The following is an 18,605-nucleotide window of genomic DNA, read 5'->3' as shown; positions in this document are numbered from 1 at the left end:
GGTTCGTGATCTGTTGCTGGTTGGGTGCCGGTCATGAGACGCGGCGGGCAAGGTCACCGGACCTACAGCGTGGCTGTCTTCGTGGTGCTCGCCTCCCTCGACAACGTCGCGATCGGTCTGGCGCCGCCGCTGTACGGGAAAATCGGCGACGCGCTGGAGGTGCCGGAGAGCGCGATCGGGCTCGTTACAGCGGTCACGTTTCTGGTCAGTGCGATCGCGGCCGTCGGCTGGGCGTACACGGGCGACCGGGGCAACCGGAAGCCGCTGCTGATGACGGGCACGCTGCTGTGGGCGGCTGGCACCGCTGGCACCGCGTTGTCGGGCGGTTACGCGGCGTTCTTCGCTGCTCAGGTACTGGCGGCGATCGGGTTGGGCGCGGTGGCGTCGGTCGGGTTTTCCGTGGTCAGTGACCTGATCTCGCCTCGGCGACGGGGTCTGGTGATGAGCCTGTGGGGCCTGTCACAGGGCGTCGGCACGCTGGCCGGCACGCTTGTTGGTGGCTTGCTCGGCCGTGGCGACTGGCGGCTGCCTTTCCTCACTCTCACCGTCGTCGGTCTGGTCGCCACCGCCGCGTACCTGTTCACGTACGACATCCGGCGCGGGCAGAGCGACACCGAGCTGAAGGGCGTGCTGGCGCGCGGCGGAGACTACGACTACCGGATCAGCCGCTCCGACCTGCCGACCATCCTGCGGCGGCGCACCAACGTCTGGCTGGTGTTGCAGGGCGTGACGGCGCAGATGGCGTTCGGTTCGCTGGTGTGGCTGCCGGTGCTCTTCCGGGAGCGGGCCGAGGCGCAGGGGTACAGCGAGGACACCGCGATCGTGGTGGGCAGCGTCTTCGCGATCCTCTTCCAGCTCGGCGGCGCACTGTCGATTGTGGGCGGTCTGGTGGGTGACCGGCTGCAACGGCGTACACCTCGGGGCCGGGCCCTCGTCGCGGCGGTGGGCGTGCTCGCGGCGCTGCCGTTCTACTTCGTGCTGTTCTTCGTGCCGTTGCGCGTGGACGTGCCGGACGGCGCCCCAGCCGGGGCGGTGATCCGGGCTGTGCTCGGCAGCGTGGTGACCGAGCCGACGGTGGGGCTCAGCCTCCTGGCGGCGATCGTGGCGCTGGCGCTGACCTCGGCGAACTCGCCGAACTGGTTCGCCCTGATCGCGGACGTCAACCTGCCCGAGCACCGCGGCACGGTGTACAGCCTGGGCAACCTCGCGAACGGCGTGGGCCGCGCGGCCGGGAACGGCATGGTTGGTGTGGTCTTCCGGGCCTTGCAGGGGCCGTTCCCACCGCCGTTGAACTACGCGGTCGGGCTGGCCGCGTTCCAGCTGTTCTTCGTGCCGACCGGCATCATGTACTGGCTCGCGTCCCGGACCTCGCCGCGCGACATCGCCGAGGTGCACGCGCTGCTCGAAGCCCGCGCCGAGCGGGCGGCGGAAACCGCCGCCCGCTAGCACCGCGCTAGACCGCCCAGACCGTCACGTCCTGGGGGACGCGGCCGGCCTCGTCCAAGGGGGAGCTGGAGAGCAGGGGGGTCAGGCCGGTCGGGAGGGGAGCCGGCTCGGGGCCGAAGTTGGTCAGCACGTACACGTCGCTGTTGCGGAAGGCCAGCAGGTCTTCGCTGGTGGTCTCCCAGGACAGCGAGCCGGTGCCGAGCGTGTGCTGGGCGCGCAGCCGCAACGCCGCCCGGTACAGCTCGTACGTCGAGCCGGGGACGCCGCGCTGCCGGTCGACCGCGTACTCCGCCCAGCTCGGCGGCTGCGGCAGCCAGCTCGCGTCGGTGGGGCCGAAGCCGTACGACGGCGCGTCCGCTTCCCACGGGATCGGCACGCGGCAGCCGTCGCGCCCCTTCGCCTTTCCGCCGGTGCGGCGGAACATCGGGTCCTGCCGCGCCTCGTCGGGCACCGCGAGATGCTCGGGCAGGCCCAGCTCCTCGCCCTGGTACAGGTAGGCCGAGCCGGGCAGGCCCAGCATCAGCAGGGTGGCCGCCCGCGCGCGGCGCAGGCCGAGCACGGGGTCTGGCTGCGGGTCGTCGGGGCCTATGCCGGACGGGCGGGGCGTGCCGACGGGCAGGCCGAGGCGCGACGCGTGCCGCACCACGTCGTGGTTCGACAGCACCCATGTCGTTGGCGCGTCGACCGCCGCGCTCGCCGCCAGCGACCTGGTGATCACCGCGTACTGCGCGTCGGCGCTCCAGGACGCCTCCAGGTACTCGAAGTTGAACGCCTGGTGCATCTCGTCGGGCCGCACGTAGGCCGCCAGCCGCTCTGCGGGCTGCACCCACGCCTCGGCGACGAGGACGCGTTCGCCCTGGTACTCGTCGATCAACCGTCGCCAGTCGCGGTAGATCTCGTGTACGGCATCCTGGTCCCACATGGGCGGCCGCGGGCGCTCGGCTTCGGTGCCGGTCAGCAGCTCGGCGGGGTAGTGCCAGTCGGCGAGGTCGGCCTGCTTGACCAGGCCGTGCGCGACGTCGACGCGGAACCCGTCGACGCCCCGGTCGAGCCAGAAACGCAGGATATCGAGGAACTCGGCGCGCACCTCGGGGTGGTCCCAGTTCAGGTCGGGCTGTGCGGCGTCGAACAGGTGCAGGTACCACTCACCGTCCGGCACCTGCGTCCACGCCGGCCCGCCGAACGTGCTCTCCCAGTTGTTGGGCTTTTCGGGGCGGAAGATGTAGCGCGCGCGCTCCGGGCTGCCCGGGCCGGCGGCGAGCGCCGCGCGGAACCAGGGGTGCTCGCTCGACGTGTGGTTGGGCACCAGGTCGACGATCACCCGCAGTCCGCGTTCGCGGGCGGCGGCGAGGAGCTTGTCGGCGTCTTCGAGGCGGCCGAAGACCGGATCGACGTCGCGGTAGTCGGACACGTCGTAGCCGGCGTCGGCCTGCGGGGACGGGTAGAACGGCGAGAGCCACAGCGCGTCGACGCCCAGCTCGACGAGGTGGTCGAGGCGGGCCGTGATGCCGGGCAGGTCGCCGACGCCGTCACCGTCGGAGTCGGCCCAGGATCGCGGGTACACCTGGTAGATAACCGCGTGGCGCCACCAGGGCGCGCTGCGGGCTTCCCGCGGAGACGAGGAGCGCAGCGGAGCGTCTTCGTGGGGTGCCTTCTGCTCTGGCATGGGATCTAGTGTGCCCGAGGCGGTGCGGTGGATTCACGCACGATGAGACGTGTTGGCAGGATCACGGTCTCGTCGACCGGGCCGTCGGCCTGCGTGAGAGGGCGCAGCAGCGTCGCGGCCGCAAGCCGACCCTGCTCGACGGCCGGCTGAGCAACGGTGGTGAGCCCCACCACGCCCGCGAGGTCGTGGTCGTCGATGCCGATCACGCTGACGTCGGCGGGTACCCGCAGACCGGCCTGGCGCAGCGCGGCCATCGCGCCCATGGCGATCTCGTCGCAGGCCGCGAAGATCGCGGTCGGTGGCGCGCCGCGCCGCAACAGCTCGGCCACCGAGCGCCCGCCGCCGGCGACGGTGAACTCCGCCTCGACGTCGAGCTGCGGGTCGGGCTCGACGCCCGCCGCCAGGAGCGCTTGGCACCAGCCCCGGCGCCGGTCAATGTGTGTGGTGAAGGCCAGCTCGTCGGAGGGGTCGCCGGAGATGTGCGCGATCCGCCGGTGTCCGAGCCCGATGAGATGTTCGGTCGCGGTACGCGCCGCCGCGACGTCGTCGATCCGGATACTGGGCCAGCCGGGCACCCGGGTGCCGGAGCTGACCGTGACCCCGGGCAGCCTGAGCCCGGTGACGGAGGTGAGGTCGTCGGTGAGCAGCGGGGTGGCCACGAGCATCACCGCGTCGACACGCTTGTACAGGGCGGAGGTGTGCAACAGTCGCTGGCGTTCGTGCTCGCTGCCGCCGAGGTTGTAGAGGAGCAGGTCGTAGCCGGCCTGGTGGAAGGCGTCCTCCGCGGCCTCCACCACGGTGGCGAAGAACCACCGGGTGATCCTCGGCACGACGACCGCCACCGACCGGGTCTTGCCACCGGCCAGCCGGGACGCGCTGGGCGAGGCGATGTACCCGAGCTGCGCGGCCGCCTCCAGTACCCGGGACCGGGTGGCCTCGGACACTGTTGGCAGGCCGCGCAACGCTCGGGAAACGGTGGCCGTCGACACTCCGGCCAGCCTCGCGACGTCATCGATCCGAGGCACGCCGCACCCTTTCGGTAGCTAGCCCTTGACGCTGCCGGTGAGCAGGCCGCGGACGAAGTACCGCTGGAGGGACAGGAACACGATCAGCGGGATGACGATTGCCACGAAGGCGCCGGAGGTCAGCCGTTGCCATTCGTTGCCTCGGGTGCCGGCCAGCTCCGCCAGCCGTACCGTCAGCGGTGCGGTTTCGTCGCTGCCGCCGGCGAAGATCAGCGCGACCAGCAGGTCATTCCACACCCAGAGGAACTGGAAGATCGTCAGCGACGCGAGCGCCGGCGTGATCAGCGGGAGGACGATGGTCCGGAAGATCTTCGCGTGGCTGGCGCCGTCGACCCTGGCCGCCTCCATAAGCTCACCGGGGAGCTGGGAAACGAAGTTGTGCAGCAGGAAGACGGCGAACGGCAGCGCGAAGCAGGTGTGCGCGAACCACACCTGGACGAACTTCTGCTCGTCGTCGAGTTGCCATGCGGGCATCAGCGTGATGCCGGCGAGGGTGACCCCGCGGGAGAAGAAGCTCAGCAGCGGCACCAGCGCCATCTGGAGCGGTACGATCTGCAGCGCGAAGATCCCCACGTAGATCCAGTCGCGGCCGCGGAACCTGATCCAGGACAGCGCGTACGCCGCCATCGCCGCGAACGCGATCGGGAAGAGCACCGAGGGGATCGTGATGACTACCGAGTTGACGAAGTAGTTGGCCAACCGCCCGGACGAGGCGGACTGGCCGAAGAGCACCTCGTTGTAGTTCTCCAGCGTGAAAGCGGGGTTGCTGAAGAACGTCCACCACCCGGTGGTCTTGATGTCTTGCTCCGGTCGCAGCGACGAGACGAACAGCCCGAACGTCGGGATCGTCCAGAGCAGCGCGATGATGATCGAGACGATCGTGGCCGTCCGGGTGTTCAGCCGCTTGCGGACCCGGCCGGCGGCCGTCCGCGGCTGCTCCTGCGCGGTCGTGCCCGGCAGTACCGGTGTCGTGGTTGCCATGTCAGATCTCCCGCTGCTTCCGGAGGTTGCGGATCTGGAAGATCACGATGGGGATGACCAGCAGGAACAGGAAGACCGCGAGGGCCGAGCCCTGCCCGGTCTCCTGGTACCGGAAAGACTGGTTGTACATCTCGAGCGCGATCACGTTGGTGTCGTAGTTGCCGTTCGTCATGGTGCGCACGATGTCGAAGATCTTCATCGTGGCGACCGTGATGGCGACGACAACGACGATCAATGCCGGCCGGATGCTCGGCATCGTCACCCGCCAGAACATCTGCCACGCGGTGACCCCGTCGAGGCGGGCGGCCTCGACGATGTCGGCCGGGATCGCTTTGATCGCGGCGGAGAGGATGACCATGGCGAAACCCGCCTGGATCCACACCATGACCACGATCAGCAGCAGCGTGTTGAGCGGCGAGTCGAGCAGCCACTGCTTCGGCGTGCCGCCGAACCAGACCACGATCTGGTTGAGCAGGCCGATCTGGTTCTGCTCCTCCGACCGGAACGCGTACACGAACTTCCAGATGATGCTGGCGCCGACGAACGAGATCGCCATTGGCAGGAAGATCAGCGATTTGGCGACCGCCTCCAGGCGTGCCTTGTCGACCAGTACCGCGTATAGCAGCCCGACCGACGTGGCCACCGTGGGCACCAGCACCACCCACAGGAGGCTGTTGAGCAGCACCTTGACCGCGTCGTTGTTGGTGAACATCCAGCTGTAGTTGGCGAACCCGACCCACTCCGAGCTGTCGCCGTTCATGAATGACAGCACGGTCGTACGGACCGCTGGCACGACTAGCCCGATGGCGAGCAGCACCAGCACCGGGAACAGGAAGAACAGCGCGTGCCCGTACTCGCGCGGCTTGCGCGGCCTGACAGCCGACGCCGGTAGGTCACCGGCCGCTACGGCCACGAGCCGGCGCTCCCGCCGGCGACCGAAGAACGCGGGCACGGTGTCCAGCAGCAGCAGGAGCCCCCCGACCACCACGACGAACGCGATGAGCCCGTACAGCAGCATGGTCAGTTTTGGAGAAATGTCCTCGAATTCCATCCACCCTCCCGAGGGGATCGGCCGGCCCGGACCTCAAGGAGGTCCGGGCCGGCCATCGCGGCGTCACCTTCGGATCCCGGTGGGAGCCGTTGTGACCAACGGCGGCGATTGACCCGAATGCCGGGGGCGGTCACCTTCGGATCCCGGTGGGAGCCGTTGCGACCAACGGCGGCGATTGACCCGAATGCCGGTTTGGTTTACTTCCAGGAACTCTCGACGGTCGAGAGAGTGGTGGCGGTGTCCCTGCCGTTGATCCAGTCGACCATGCCGCGCCACAGCGTGCCGGCGCCGACGGCCGACGGCATCAGGTCGGACCCGTCGAACCGGAGCACCTTGCTCTGGTCCTGCAGGATCTGGACTGACAGCTTGTCGATCGGGTTGGCGAAGTTGTTGATGTCCGCGCCCCGGCTGCCGGAGACCCAGTTGCCGAGCTTCGCGCGGCTGTTGGCGTAGTCCGGGGTAGCCAGGTAGTTCTGAACCGCCTGGACCTCGGGACGGTCGGCGAAGGCGACGGTGAACTCACCAGCGGCCAGCACCGGCTCGCCCTTGCTCGGGTCGACGGCGGGGAAGTAGAACGCGAACACGTCGCCGTCCTCCGCCACCTTGGTGCCCTCGGGCCACTGGTTGGCGTAGAACGACGCCTGCCGGTGCAGGGAGCACTTGCCTTCCAGGATCGGCAGACCAGCCTCCTGGAACGAGGTCGTCGAGATGCTCTTGACCTCGCCGAAGCCGCCGTTGACGTACTTCGGGTTCTTGAGGATCTCACCGGCCTGGTTCATCGCCGTTGCGACCTGGGGAGCATTGAACGGGATCGCGTGGGTCACCCACTGGTCGTAGACCTCGGGGCCTGCGGTGCGCAGCATGAGGTCTTCGAGCCAGTCGGTCGCCGGCCAGCCGGTGGCGTCACCGGACTCGATACCGGCACACCACGGCTTTTGATCGGTACTCGCGATCTTGTCACTCAGCGAGATGAGCTCGGCCCAGGTCTTCGGGACCGCGTACCCCTTCTCCTGGAACTGCTTCGGCGAGTACCAGACGAAGGACTTGACGTTGGAGCCGAGCGGCGCGCCGTAGAACGTGCCGTCGACGGTGCTGTACTTCAGCCAGTCGGCCGGGTAGTTGGCCTCGGCCGCCGACTTGGTGTCGGCGGGGGCCGCCTTGAGCTTGCCGGCCTTGGCGAACGTGGCCAGCAGACCCGGCTGCGGGATGAACGCGATGTCGGGGGCGTTGCCGCCGTCGACACGCACCTGGAGTTGGGCCTCGAACTCGCCGCTGCCCTCGTAGTCGATATCGATCCCGGTGCACTCGGTGAACTGCTCCCAGGACTGCTCGAGCAGGTCGGCCTCGGTGTCACGGATGGACGCGTAGATCGAGACCTTCTTGCCGTCGTTGCCGTCGTACTTGTCAAAAGCGGCGCAGTCCGCCGAGTCTCCGTTGCCACTTCCGCTGTCGTCACCGCCGCATGCGGCGGCGCTGATCGCCAGTCCTACCACGCTGGCGATCACGAGGGCTTGGCGTGGTCTGGGAAAGACCGCCATGCCGTCCTCCTTCCTTGCCGGTGCGCCGGCCCGCGCACCGGTCCCGACTGAGTGGGGCGTCGTCCTCACATGTAAGCGCTTGCACGATCTTTCGTCCAGGCTTTCGGGGGACACGCGCCGTAACGATTCGGAAACTTTGGGAGCGCTTCCAGTGGCTCGTGGATCGGGTCTTCACAGATCTGAAGGTTTCTGCCAAGCTACTCATCTATATGGAAGGTTTTCACCATAGGAGGTCTTGGATGTACAGACGTACGCTCGCGATCCTCGCCGCGCTGGTCGCCGTAGCGGCCGCGGTCGTGGTGAACCCCGGCACGGCGCAGGCCGCACCGGCGTTCAAGGTGCCATTCCCCTGTGGACAGTCGTGGTCCGGGCAGACGCGCAGCAACCACAGCCCCGCGAACGCCCTCGACTTCAACCGCGCCGACGACCTCGGCGACCCAGTCGTCGCGAGCGCACCCGGCACCGTCGACCGGGTCACCGACCTGGGCAGCACGAGCTACGGCAAGTACGTGCGCATCAACCACGGGAGCGGGTACACGACGTACTACGCGCACCTCAACGGGTTCAACGTCTCCGTCGGGCAGACCGTCGGATACGGCTCCGTGCTCGGCTGGGTTGGTAACACCGGCGGCTCCAGCGGCCCGCACCTGCACTACGAGCAGCGGCAGGGCGGCAGCGACATCCAGATCCGCTTCAACGGCGCCCTCGCGCTGTACTGGGGCACCAAGACGTACACCAGTGACAACGCCTGCTCCGGCGGCAACACCGGCGCGGGCACGGTCAACACGGCCGGCGCGGCTCTGACGGTCCGTTCCGGGCCGGGCACCGGGTACAGCGCGGTCGGCAGCGTCGCCGACGGCGCCAGCGTCACCATCTACTGCCAGACCACCGGCACCACGGTCACCGGCACGTACGGCACGAGCAACATCTGGGACCGCATCGGCAGCGGCCGGTTCGTGTCGGACACGTACGTGTACACCGGTTACGACGGCTTCATACCCAGCGTCCCCCGCTGCTGAGCTCGTCGCTACGCTCCTCAGTCCAGACGCTGCCGCGCCAGCTCACTCGCCGACCTGGGTTCTTAGGGTCGGCTCGCTCGCGCGGCGCTGAAAGGCAACGTCTTCCCTCGTCGCTACGCTCCTCAGTCCAGACGCTGCCGCGCCAGCTCACTCGCCGACCTGGGTTCTTAGGGTCGGCTCGCTCGCGCGGCGCTGAAAGGCAACGTCTTCCCTCGTCGCTACGCTCCTCAGTCCAGACGCTGCCGCGCCAGCTCACTCGCCGACCTGGGCCGGATCGGGGCGAGCCGGTCGCGGTGCGCCCGGATCCGGCCCAGGTCGAGGGCGACCGTGGCATGCCGCCCCATCCGGGGTGTCACCGGGTCGGTGAACTCCTCCTCGGTCATGGCCTGAAGCGCGCTCAGCGCGGCGGCGACCAGCGCGGTCGAGGTGAGCAGGGTGATGGGCACGACCAGTAGCGACGGGTTGATGCCCTCCACCCGGCCCTCGCCCATCGGCCACAGCCGCACCCGCATCGCTGCCATCCCGGTGTAGTGCATGCCGCAGACGGCGACGCCCATGATGCCCGAGGCGATGACGATCGCCCGCCAGCCGCGGATGGTGACCGTGAACCAGAGCGCCACCGTCGACGCGACGACGGCGATGATCCCGGAGGCGGCGACCATCCCGAGGTCGTACTCGATCCGCCCGGCCACCCGCACGGCCGCCATCCCGGTGTAGTGCATGGCCAGCACGCCGCAGCCGGTCAGCAGCCCACCGCCCGCGACGCGGCCGGCGGAGCGGCGGCCGTGCCCCGCGATGAAGAGCCCGGCACCCACGGTGGCGATCGCGATCACCAGGCTCGCAGCGGTCAGGAACGGGTCGTACCGGACAGGGCTCACCGGCACGTCGAAGCCGAGCATCGCGGTGAAGTGCATCAGCCAGATCGCGGCCCCTCCGATGGAGACCGCGGCGAGGACCAGCCAGCGGGCGCGACGGCGGCGGGTGCGGGCCTCCCGGGCGCGCGTGGTGCAGACGAGACCCAGGAACGAGCCCAGAAAACTTATGAGGTACGCGACGACGGGACTGACCACGCCGTGCGTGAGGTGATGGATTTCGGCCACGGTGGCGATTCAGTCATGCCACAAGGCGGGCTAGCCGGACATTCTGTGCGCCTGCCAGCAGAATGCGGCGCTGAGGTCGCCGCACCGGGCCCCACCGTCGGGGAGGACGTAGCTGCCCGGATACGGCGACCTCAGCGGGTCAGTCGGCACGGATTAGGGATATTGGCGGGTTACGTGAAGAGGCTGACCCCGCCGGGGCCCACGAGCAACCCCACGATGATGAGGACGACGCCCCACAGGATCTGCCGGCGGAACAGCGCGAGTACGCCGGCGACCACGAGAATCACTGCGAGAATCCACAGAAGTAAGTCCATGCCGGAGAAGTACCCGAGGGTCGCGGCCCGGAAACCTGGTGATCAGCCCAGGTGAAACACGCTGTACGCCTGCTTGATGACCGGGTGGGCGACGTTGCGCACCCGCACCCCGCCCGGCGTCGTGCCGCGCTCGGTGCCGGCGTGCGCGTGGCCGTGTACCGCCAGCGCGGTGGGCGCCGAATCGATGGCCTGGCCCAGCAGGTACGAGCCGAGGAACGGGTAGATCTCCGGCGGCTCGCCGGCGAGCGTGTCCGGCACCGGGGCGTAGTGGGTCAGCGCCACCCGCACGTCGCAGTCGAGGTCGCGCAGCGCGGCACCGAGTTGCTCGGCCGTGACGCTGGTGGTGCGCACGAACGCCTTCATCTCCGGCTCGCCGAACTCGCTGGCGCACTTGCCGGCGAACCCGCCACCGAAGCCCTTGGCGCCGGCGATACCGAGCACCCCGCCGGGGGTGTCGACCCGCGTGCTGTCGCCCTCCAGTACCGCGATCCCGGCGTCGGTGAGCACCTTGACCACCTGCGGCACCTGGTCGCAGTGGTGGTCGTGGTTTCCTAGGACGGCCACCACGGGCACGCCCAGCCCGCCGAACTCGGCGGCGACGCAGCGCGCCTCGGACTCGGTGCCGTGTCGGGTGAGATCGCCGGCGAGCAGCAGCACGTCGGCCTGCTCGGGCAGGTGCTCAAGGGCAGGTCGGAACCGGCCGACGACGTCCTGGTCCATGTGCACGTCGCCGACCGCGGCTACGCGGATCATGGAAGCTCCTCCGCCTCGGTCGGGGCATTCGCCCGGGTCACCCCGATGTCGATCGACAGCGGGACGTCCGGGAAGCTCTCGTGTACCAGGCGCAGGATCTCGTCTCGGCGCTGGCGGCTCTCCACCTCGCCGCACAGCGCGAGTACCCGCTCCCGGCGTACTACTTTGATGCCCTGCTCGGCGAGACCACCATGCTCGGTGAGCAAGCGCTGCACGGCGGCCTCGGTGTATTCGTCGATCATCGCGACAGCTCCGTCTTCTGGGGCACCACCTCAAGCCGGTCGAGCAGCACCAGGAACGCCTCCGCATACGGCGACGCGGCGGTCTCCTTGCGGACCTGGTCCCAGTCGATCTGCTCGCGCAACGACCGGGCGAGCGGCAGCCCGCGCGCGAAGTCGCAGTAGTGCTGCGAGTAGCTGAGCAACTTGTGCACCATCAGCTGGGTCGCCGACAGGCAGGGCATCTGGATGGCGTCCACCGGGCGGATCACCCCGCCCGACAGCGTCTCGTCGGTCACCGGCGTCTCGATGGGGCGGTGGATCAGATCCACCATGTGACCGTGCTCGTCGTATACCTTGACCAGCCAGTCCTCCGGTGGCCGCTCGGCTGTGAAGCCGGCGGCCACCAGCGCCTCCAGCGCCGGGTCGACGTCGCGCTCCCGGATGAGAAAGTCGACGTCGTGGTCGCCGGAGTGCCCGCCGTGGGCGTAGACGGCGAAGCTCCCGCCGAGAACGAACGGCACATCCGCCTGTTTCAGCGTGGCGGCAACGCGCTTCAGGGTCTTTAGCAGGCCTACGTCAACGCCATTGGTCATCAGCTACGAGTACCCGTGGCCGCTCGACTTCACACCTTGGGCCAGCGCTACGCCGCGTCCTCGCCGAGCTGGCCGCGGAGCTTGACGAGCGCCCGGGCGAGCAGCCGCGAGACGTGCATCTGCGATACGCCGATCTGCTCCGCGATCTGCGACTGGGTCATGTTGCCGTAGAACCGCAGTGTCAGGATCCGTTGCTCGCGCTTGTCGAGCGTGGCGAGTGCCGGGCCGAGCGCGACCCGCAGCTCGGCGAGCTCGAACTCGGCGTCCTCGCTGCCCAGCAGGTCGCCCAGCTCGGTGGCGCGGTCGCCGTCGCTGGTCGGCGTCGACAGCGACACCGCGTTGTACGCACGGGCACCCTCCAGCCCTTCCAGTACCGCTTCCTCGCTGATCCCGAGGTGTCCCGCGAGGTCGGCGACGGTAGGCGAGCGGCCGAGCGACTGGAGCAGTGTGCTGGTCGCCTCTGAGATGGACAGGCGCAGTTCCTGGAGCCGGCGCGGCACCCGGATGTCCCAGGTGCGGTCGCGGAAGTGACGCTTGATCTCGCCGATGATGGTGGGTATCGCGTACGCGGCGAACTCGACGCCGCGCTCGGAGTCGAACTTGTCGATGGCCTTGATGAGCCCGACGGTGGCGGTCTGCGCCAGGTCGTCGATCGGCTCGCCGCGACCGGCGAAGCGGTTCGCCAGGTGATTGGCCAGCGGCAGCCAGGCCTCGATCACCTGATCGCGGACCCGGGCACGGGACGGGTGGCCCGCGGGCAGTGACGTCATCACGGCCAGCAGTTGGCTGGCGATATCGGTGTGGTGCCGCTGGTTGAGCGGAGTGGTCGGCACGGCGGTGGTCGGCACGGCGGTCCCCCTGTTGTCAGTTGTGGACACGGCCATAAAACGTGCTTGATTGACTGATCAGATACCGACCATAAACCAGATGGGCACGAGAAATCTAGCCGAAAGGACGATGTATAAAGGGTTCTAAAGGGCTAAAAGGGACTTTTTAACAATAGGTGGCGACACCTCAGTACCGTTGGTTGACATGGTTCCCACCGTCCATCCGCCTCGCCGGCCGCGCATCATCGCACTCGTCGGCGTCGACGGCTCGGGCAAGACCACCCAGGCCCATCGGCTCGCCACCGCGCTGACCGATTACGGCATCCCCGCTAGGTACTGGCAGAACGCCGGCGGTCGCCGCTGGCTCGGGCGGCTGGCCCGCCACCTCGGCAGGCGCGACGCCCAAGACCTGCTCGGCCGCACCGGCCTACTCTGGTTCGAGTCGTGGCTGCGCTGGCTGGCGATCGCGCGGGCACTACTGCGTTCGACCCTCACCGGGCAGGTGGCGGTGATGGACCGGTACGCGGTGTGCCAGTACGCGAGCATCCGCACCCAGGTCGGCGGCGGCCGGGGCGAGTGGCTGGCCCGCCTGGCGTATGCGGTGTTTCCGCGGCCGGACGTGACGTTCTTCCTCGACGTGCGCCCCGGTGAGGCGTACCAGCGCATCGAGCTGCGCGGCACCGACCACGAGACCGTCGACTACCTCGCGGCGGCCGGCGCGGCGTACCGGTCGCTGCCGGAGCATCCGACGTTTCGGGTGATCGACGCCAACGGCACCCCGAACGAGGTGACCCGCCAGATCCACGAGCAGCTGGGCGTGCTGGGCGGCCCGGCCGGCCGGGAGCTTCAGGCCCTGCCGTAGACCGGGATCGCCGCACCGCTGGTCGGCGCCGACTCGTCGCTCGCAAGGTGGAGGATGACCGGGGCGATCGCCTCTGGCTGTACCCAGCGGGAGTGGTCGGCGTCTGGCTGTGCGGCCCGGTTGGCTGGAGTGTCGATCACGCTCGGCACCAGGGTGTTGCACCGCACACCCTTCTGCCGGTACTCGGCGGCGACCGCGTTCGAGAACGCGAGCACCGCCGCCTTCGCGGTGATGTAACCGGCGGCGCCCGCGAATGGCGTCAGCGCCGCCCGCGACGACACGCACACCACCGCGCCGCCGCCAGCCGCGAGCAGGTGCGGCAGCGCGGCGTGCGTCACGAGGTAGGTGGAGCGCAGGTTGAGCGTGAGCATCGCCTCGAAATCCTCGAACGGGGTCTCGTGCACCAGCCCGCTCGACGCGTACCCGCCGACGAGGTTGACGACCGCCCGCAGCGGCGCGGCGGCCTCGCCCGCCGCGGTGGCCACCGCCGTATCGACGGACGCGGCGTCGTTCAGGTCCGCGGTCACGTACGTCGCGTCGCCGCCTTTCCCGGGCGCCGACCGCACGGGTGCGACCACACGCCAGCCCGCCGCCGCGAAGGCGGCCGTGACCGCGCCGCCGAGCCCGCCAGTACCGCCGGTGACTAGCACCGTCCTGTCCGCCATGCGTCACACCGTATCGCCGGGCCGGATGAGCCGAACGTGGTAGGCGAATGGCACGGTTGGATCGCTATTCTGGCGCCCACGCACGCCCAGTTGGGCGTACCTTCTCAGTACTTGACGGTCACGGTTGACGGTCCGGGTAATCTGAAAGTAAGTTTCATCCGTGGCGAAGACGACGAAGGTTTCTGCGACGCATGAGTCGAGCGGGCTGATCGTTCACATCAGCGGCCTGCTGCCGTCGCTGTCGCCGGCCGAGCAGCGCGTCGCCCGCCTCGTCGTGGCCGATCCCGCCGACGCCGCCCGCCGCACGATCACCGACCTCGCCACCGCAGCCGAGACCTCCGAGGCCACCGTCATCCGGTTCTGCCGGTCGGTCGGCATGGAGGGGTACCCGCAGCTGCGCATCCGCCTCGCGGCCGAGGCCGCCCGCCGCGTCGAGCCGCCTGACGCCCGGGTCGTCGGTGGCGACATCCCGCCCGGCGCCGACCTGGCCCAGATCATCGCCACGATCGCGTTCAACGACGCGCGCGCCGTCGAAGAGACCGCCGAGCAACTCGACCCCGCCGTGTGCGAGCAGGTGGTCGACGCCATCACCGTCGCCGGCCGGATCGACGTGTACGGCGCCGGCGCCAGCGGCTTCGTCGCGTCCGACTTCCAGCAGAAGCTGCACCGCATCGGGCGCACCGCGTTCTACTGGCCCGACATACACACGGCGCTCACCTCGGCCGCGCTGCTCGGCAAGGGTGACATCGCGATCGGCATCTCGCACACCGGCACCACCTCCGACGTGATCGAGGTGCTCCAGCAGGCGCGGGCGCACGGTGCCACCACCGTGGCGCTGACCAACTTCCCCCGCTCGCCGATAACCGAGGTGGCCGACTTCGTGCTCACCACGGCGGCCCGCGAGACCACCTACCGCTCCGGCGCGATGGCCAGCCGGCTGGCCCAGCTCACCGTCGTCGACTGCCTCTTCGTCGGGGTCGCCGCCCGCAACCGGACCAAGGCCCGCCGGGCACTGGAGGTCACCGCCGAGGCGGTGCAGTCGCACCGGGTGACCTCCGTCCGGCGGTCGCGTTGACGGCCGATACGGACGGCCGAGCCGTCGTCCGTATCGGCTCGCCCACCGAGCGGCAGAACCCGCGCAGCGAAGACCTCGACCTGATGTCGACCCGCGACGTGCTCACGGTCATCAACGAGGCCGACCAAGCGGTGGCGCCGGCGGTCGCGGCGGTACTGGACGAGATCGCCGCCGCGGTCGACCTCGCCGTCGCCGCGATACAGGACGGGCACCGAGTGCACTACTTCGGCGCCGGCACGTCCGGGCGGCTGGGCGTGATCGACGTGGCGGAGCTGGCGCCCACCTTCAACACCCCGGCCGACTGGTTTCGCGCCCACCTCGCCGGCGGGCCCGAGGCGATGCACCACGCCGTCGAGAACGCCGAGGACGATGAGGCGGCCGGGGCCGATGAGGCGGCCGCCTCGGTGCGCGCCGGCGACCTCGTCGTGGGCCTGGCGGCCAGCGGCCGCACCCCGTACGTGCTGGGTGCCCTGCGCGCCGCGCGGGTGAACGGCGCCTCCTGCGCGCTCGTGGCCGCCGACCCGGCCGCCGCGGCCGCCGCGGAGGTGGACGTCTTCATCGGCGTCGACACCGGCCCGGAGGTCATCACCGGCTCGACCCGGATGAAGGCGGCCACCGCACAGAAGCTGGTGCTGAACGCGTTCTCCACCGCGGTCATGGTCCGGCTCGGCCGGGTGTACTCGAACCTGATGATCGACTTAGTCGCCACCAACGCGAAGCTGCGCGGCCGGATGATCTCGATCCTCATGGCCGCGACCGACCGGGGCGAAGAGGACTGCCAGCGGGCGCTCGCCGAGGCCGGCGGCGACCTCAAGATCGCGCTCGTGACGCTGATGTCCGGCGCCGACGTCGACGGTGCCAAGGCGGCGCTGGGACGCTCGGCGGGCCACGTTCGCAGGGCCCTGGCTCACCTCGCATAGTGTGCCGCGCCACGGGTATGCCCTGAACAAGCGCTGAACCGTCGACGGCGTACGTGCGTACTGTGAAGTGACGAGGATCGCAGACAGGTAGTGAGCCGGATCGCTGTGCGGGCCAACACCAGGTGATGTCATTGACTGGGCGAAACGTGCACAGTGGCCGTCCAATCCGCCCCCAGGTTGTAGCCGAATCCCTTGATAGAGCGCAGTGCACAGCAAGTACGCACCGGGCTCTCAGCTATTACTCAGGCATTCGTGACACTTTCGACTCACGAGACGGAATCCCAAGCGCGTCTCAACTGTTGTGTAGGTGTCAGCACCGCGGGGGATACCGGAGGTTACGGGGGAGGGCTGATGAACGTCGGGACAGCAGGTAACAAGGCAAGTGGGGCGAGCGAGGGGATCGTGAGCGACGTGGAAAGCAATGTGGTGATGCGCACGGACGAGGTCGCCGAGGAACGCGACCTGGTCGGCGTCTATCTGCACGAGATCTCACGCACGCCGCTGCTCGACGCCGCCACAGAGGTCGACCTCTCCAAGGCGATCGAGGCCGGGCTGTACGCGGAGCACCTCCTCGACGAGGGGAAGGTGCCGCAGGGCGTGGGCGCGGAAGAGCTGGAGCGCCTCGTCATCGAGGGCGAGCGGGCCAAGGATCTGTTCATCAGGGCAAACCTACGGCTGGTCGTGTCGATCGCGCGGCGATACGTGCGGTCTGGCATGCCGATGCTCGACCTGATCCAGGAGGGCAACACCGGCCTGGTGCGCGCGGTCGAGAAGTTCGACTACGAGCGCGGGTTCAAGTTCTCGACGTATGCCACCTGGTGGATCCGCCAGGCGATCAGCCGGGCGATCGCACAGCAGGAGCGCACCGTGCGGCTGCCGGTGCACCTGGTCGAAGACGTCAACCGGATGCGCAACGTCGCCCGCCAGCTCACCCGTGAGCTCGGCAGCGACCCCGAGCCGGAGCAGATCGCGGTCGCGCTGGGCGTGCCCGTCGAGCGGGTGCACGAGCTGGTGCGCTGGTCGCAGGACACCGTGTCGCTCGACACACCGGTCGGCGACGACGGCGACACCAACCTCGGCGACCTGGTGGCCGACAGCGACGCTCCGTCGCCGGAAGAGATCGTGCTCACCGGCCTGGAGCGGCAGCGCATCGAGGGTCTGCTCAACCACCTCGACGACCGGTCGGCCGGCATCATGCGCGCCCGGTACGGGCTCGAAGACGGCCGGGAGCACTCGCTCACCGAGGTGGCGTCGCGGTTCTCGCTGTCGCGGGAGCGCATCCGCCAGCTTGAGATCCAGGCGCTCGGCCGGCTCCGCGAGCTGGCCCGGGCCGAGGGTCTCCAGGCGGCATAACAGCATCGACAAATAGCGAGCGGCCGGCGTCTAGTGTGGGACGCCGGCCGCTCGCCTGTCTATTCAGGGGCTGGTTCAAGCACCCAGCTCCGCGCGGTGCCCGCGGTTCGGGCGGTGCGGCGGCGAACCACTGGGTGCTCCGTTGCGTCAGCGCGAAGTACACGGCCCCACGACACGCCGACACCAACGGGCCGCGGCAGCCGATGCCGCGGCCCGTATGGAACCGAACAGCTAGCGGACGCGGCCGTAGCCGTATGGGGTCATCATGTCGACGCTGGAGAGCTTCACCGATTCGCCGGCCTGCGGGGCATGGATCACCTTGCCACTGCCCACGTAGATGCCCACGTGTCCGAGACCGCTGTAGAACACCAGGTCTCCCGGTTGCAGCGAACCTCGGCCGATGTGTGCCACCTTGTCCCACTGCATCGCGGCGTTGTGCGGCAGTGTCTTGCCTGCGGCCCGCCACGCGGCGAGCGTCAGGCCCGAGCAGTCGTAGCCGTTCGGCCCCTCGGCCGCCCACACGTACGGGGTGCCGATCGCGTTGTATGCGAACCGCACCGCGACGCCCGCCTGGCCAGAGACCGACGGGATCGTGCCGGTGTACGAGCCGCTCGACGTGGTCGCCGAGCCGTACGCCTTCTCTCGCATCTCGTACAGCTTGGCGAGATCCGACTCGATCTTCTTCTTGCCCGTCGCGAGCTCATTCACCTGCGCGGTCTGCTTGGCCTGCGCGATGTCGAGCTTCGACTTCTCGTCGAGATACCGCTGCTGCGTCGCCGTGAAGCCGGCAACCTGGGCCTGGCGGTCGCGGGCCAGCTTGTCGAGTACGCCCAGGCGGTCGACGACGCTGCCGGTGCCGCCTTCAAGCAGTGCGTTGGCGTTGGCCAGCCGGCCAGACCGGTACGCGACGGCGGCCATCCGACCGACCTCCGCGTCGGCGACGGCGAGTTCCTGTTCCAGCGGGCCGAGCTTGGTGGCGACCGCCTGCGCGGCGGCCTTGGTGGTCTTGAGGTCCTCTCCGGCCTTGTTGTACGCCTCGACGATCTTTTCCAGCTCCGTCGACGCCTTGTTGATCTGCTGCGTCAGCTCGCTCGCGGACGGCTCCGCCTGTGCGGCAACCGCCGGCACTGTCAGCCCGATGCCCACACCGAGCAGTACGAGGGCGCGCAGCAGCGTACGCGCGGGTGACAAACGTG

At 69.2% G+C, this 18,605-nt stretch carries 18 protein-coding genes and 1 pseudogene; 6 read left to right on the top strand and 13 right to left on the bottom strand.

The genetic code is table 11. From position 1 onward, the window contains the following. Positions 1–33: 33 nt before the first annotated feature. Complete coding sequence (locus tag V6V89_RS20935) at positions 34–1,446, top strand: MFS transporter (protein WP_334620871.1); 1,413 nt, start codon at positions 34–36, stop codon at positions 1,444–1,446. A gap of 7 nt (positions 1,447–1,453) precedes the next feature. On the opposite strand, the gene V6V89_RS20930 is transcribed toward V6V89_RS20935, so the two are convergent. The 5 genes from V6V89_RS20930 to V6V89_RS20910 all read right to left on the bottom strand — a co-directional run bounded on the left by V6V89_RS20930 (position 1,454) and on the right by V6V89_RS20910 (position 7,707). Next, positions 1,454–3,112 carry a glycoside hydrolase family 13 protein gene (locus V6V89_RS20930; protein WP_334620870.1) on the bottom strand — a complete coding sequence of 553 codons (1,659 nt, stop codon included), beginning with the start codon at positions 3,110–3,112 and terminating at the stop codon, positions 1,454–1,456. A gap of 5 nt (positions 3,113–3,117) precedes the next feature. Further along, entirely contained in the window at positions 3,118–4,137 is a 1,020-nt protein-coding gene (locus V6V89_RS20925) for a LacI family DNA-binding transcriptional regulator (RefSeq protein WP_334620869.1), read from the bottom strand. A gap of 18 nt (positions 4,138–4,155) precedes the next feature. Then, positions 4,156–5,118, bottom strand: coding sequence for a carbohydrate ABC transporter permease (locus V6V89_RS20920; protein WP_334620868.1), 963 nt, complete (start codon positions 5,116–5,118; stop codon positions 4,156–4,158). Between the two features lies 1 nt (position 5,119). After that, entirely contained in the window at positions 5,120–6,169 is a 1,050-nt protein-coding gene (locus V6V89_RS20915) for a carbohydrate ABC transporter permease (RefSeq protein ID WP_334620867.1), read from the bottom strand. Positions 6,170–6,366: 197 nt separating this feature from the next. After that, positions 6,367–7,707, bottom strand: coding sequence for an ABC transporter substrate-binding protein (locus V6V89_RS20910; RefSeq protein WP_334620866.1), 1,341 nt, complete (start codon positions 7,705–7,707; stop codon positions 6,367–6,369). A gap of 239 nt (positions 7,708–7,946) precedes the next feature. On the opposite strand from V6V89_RS20910, the gene V6V89_RS20905 reads away from it, so the two are divergent. Continuing rightward, positions 7,947–8,726, top strand: a complete 780-nt coding sequence (locus V6V89_RS20905) for a peptidoglycan DD-metalloendopeptidase family protein (protein ID WP_334620865.1) — start codon at positions 7,947–7,949, stop codon at positions 8,724–8,726. Between the two features lie 227 nt (positions 8,727–8,953). Here the strand turns inward: V6V89_RS20905 and V6V89_RS20900 are convergent, their stop codons facing one another. From V6V89_RS20900 to V6V89_RS20875, 6 genes and pseudogenes are all read right to left on the bottom strand, one after another. After that, entirely contained in the window at positions 8,954–9,826 is an 873-nt protein-coding gene (locus V6V89_RS20900; protein WP_334620864.1) for an MHYT domain-containing protein, read from the bottom strand. Positions 9,827–9,996: 170 nt separating this feature from the next. Further along, positions 9,997–10,140, bottom strand: a complete 144-nt coding sequence (locus tag V6V89_RS20895; protein ID WP_334620863.1) for a GPGG-motif small membrane protein — start codon at positions 10,138–10,140, stop codon at positions 9,997–9,999. Beyond that, positions 10,110–10,893: pseudogene (locus V6V89_RS20890) on the bottom strand (metallophosphoesterase family protein). The gene V6V89_RS20895 and the pseudogene V6V89_RS20890 overlap by 31 nt, the downstream one beginning before the upstream one ends. Next, positions 10,890–11,135: a hypothetical protein gene (locus V6V89_RS20885; RefSeq protein ID WP_334620861.1), complete on the bottom strand. Its 246-nt coding sequence runs from the start codon at positions 11,133–11,135 to the stop codon at positions 10,890–10,892. The pseudogene V6V89_RS20890 and the gene V6V89_RS20885 overlap by 4 nt, the downstream one beginning before the upstream one ends. After that, positions 11,132–11,707, bottom strand: a complete 576-nt coding sequence (locus V6V89_RS20880; RefSeq protein ID WP_334620860.1) for a nucleotidyltransferase family protein — start codon at positions 11,705–11,707, stop codon at positions 11,132–11,134. The genes V6V89_RS20885 and V6V89_RS20880 overlap by 4 nt, the downstream gene beginning before the upstream one ends. A 47-nt stretch (positions 11,708–11,754) precedes the next feature. Then, a complete protein-coding gene (locus V6V89_RS20875) occupies positions 11,755–12,591 on the bottom strand; it encodes an RNA polymerase sigma factor SigF (protein WP_442935188.1) in 837 nt (278 codons plus the stop codon). A 148-nt stretch (positions 12,592–12,739) separates the two neighbouring features. Between V6V89_RS20875 and V6V89_RS20870 the strand changes: the two genes are divergently transcribed. Beyond that, positions 12,740–13,396 (top strand): dTMP kinase, encoded by a 657-nt coding sequence (locus V6V89_RS20870; protein WP_442935187.1) that lies wholly within the window; start codon positions 12,740–12,742, stop codon positions 13,394–13,396. Here the strand turns inward: V6V89_RS20870 and V6V89_RS20865 are convergent. Next, positions 13,381–14,061 (bottom strand): SDR family NAD(P)-dependent oxidoreductase, encoded by a 681-nt coding sequence (locus tag V6V89_RS20865; protein ID WP_334620859.1) that lies wholly within the window; start codon positions 14,059–14,061, stop codon positions 13,381–13,383. The two genes, V6V89_RS20870 and V6V89_RS20865, sit on opposite strands and share 16 nt — an antisense overlap. Positions 14,062–14,221: 160 nt before the next feature. On the opposite strand from V6V89_RS20865, the gene V6V89_RS20860 reads away from it, so the two are divergent. From V6V89_RS20860 to V6V89_RS20850, 3 genes are all read left to right on the top strand, one after another. Then, on the top strand, positions 14,222–15,136 hold the full coding sequence (locus V6V89_RS20860; RefSeq protein ID WP_334620858.1) for a MurR/RpiR family transcriptional regulator: 915 nt from the start codon (positions 14,222–14,224) through the stop codon (positions 15,134–15,136). Then, complete coding sequence (gene murQ / locus V6V89_RS20855; RefSeq protein ID WP_334620857.1) at positions 15,133–16,056, top strand: N-acetylmuramic acid 6-phosphate etherase; 924 nt, start codon at positions 15,133–15,135, stop codon at positions 16,054–16,056. The genes V6V89_RS20860 and murQ overlap by 4 nt, the downstream gene beginning before the upstream one ends. Positions 16,057–16,407: 351 nt before the next feature. After that, positions 16,408–17,409, top strand: a complete 1,002-nt coding sequence (locus tag V6V89_RS20850; protein ID WP_334620856.1) for a sigma-70 family RNA polymerase sigma factor — start codon at positions 16,408–16,410, stop codon at positions 17,407–17,409. A 231-nt stretch (positions 17,410–17,640) separates the two neighbouring features. On the opposite strand, the gene V6V89_RS20845 is transcribed toward V6V89_RS20850, so the two are convergent. Continuing rightward, entirely contained in the window at positions 17,641–18,600 is a 960-nt protein-coding gene (locus V6V89_RS20845; protein ID WP_334620855.1) for a C40 family peptidase, read from the bottom strand. Between the last annotated feature and the right edge of the window lie 5 nt (positions 18,601–18,605).

Source organism: Micromonospora sp. CPCC 206061, from assembly GCF_036906915.1.
In the GTDB taxonomy this organism is placed as follows: Bacteria; Actinomycetota; Actinomycetes; order Mycobacteriales; family Micromonosporaceae; genus Phytohabitans.
The sequence above is the reverse complement of the archived record's forward strand: the minus strand, read 5'-3'. Positions and strand labels throughout refer to the sequence as shown.

Coding starts and splice junctions, on each gene's coding strand:
- V6V89_RS20935 (WP_334620871.1), top strand. CDS start 34: ATGAGACGCGGCGGGCAAGGTCACCGGACCTACAGCGTGGCTGTCTTC.
- V6V89_RS20930 (WP_334620870.1), bottom strand. CDS start 3,112: ATGCCAGAGCAGAAGGCACCCCACGAAGACGCTCCGCTGCGCTCCTCG.
- V6V89_RS20920 (WP_334620868.1), bottom strand. CDS start 5,118: ATGGCAACCACGACACCGGTACTGCCGGGCACGACCGCGCAGGAGCAG.
- V6V89_RS20915 (WP_334620867.1), bottom strand. CDS start 6,169: ATGGAATTCGAGGACATTTCTCCAAAACTGACCATGCTGCTGTACGGG.
- V6V89_RS20910 (WP_334620866.1), bottom strand. CDS start 7,707: ATGGCGGTCTTTCCCAGACCACGCCAAGCCCTCGTGATCGCCAGCGTG.
- V6V89_RS20905 (WP_334620865.1), top strand. CDS start 7,947: ATGTACAGACGTACGCTCGCGATCCTCGCCGCGCTGGTCGCCGTAGCG.
- V6V89_RS20895 (WP_334620863.1), bottom strand. CDS start 10,140: ATGGACTTACTTCTGTGGATTCTCGCAGTGATTCTCGTGGTCGCCGGC.
- V6V89_RS20885 (WP_334620861.1), bottom strand. CDS start 11,135: ATGATCGACGAATACACCGAGGCCGCCGTGCAGCGCTTGCTCACCGAG.
- V6V89_RS20880 (WP_334620860.1), bottom strand. CDS start 11,707: ATGACCAATGGCGTTGACGTAGGCCTGCTAAAGACCCTGAAGCGCGTT.
- V6V89_RS20875 (WP_442935188.1), bottom strand. CDS start 12,591: ATGGCCGTGTCCACAACTGACAACAGGGGGACCGCCGTGCCGACCACC.
- V6V89_RS20870 (WP_442935187.1), top strand. CDS start 12,740: ATGGTTCCCACCGTCCATCCGCCTCGCCGGCCGCGCATCATCGCACTC.
- V6V89_RS20865 (WP_334620859.1), bottom strand. CDS start 14,061: ATGGCGGACAGGACGGTGCTAGTCACCGGCGGTACTGGCGGGCTCGGC.
- V6V89_RS20850 (WP_334620856.1), top strand. CDS start 16,408: ATGAACGTCGGGACAGCAGGTAACAAGGCAAGTGGGGCGAGCGAGGGG.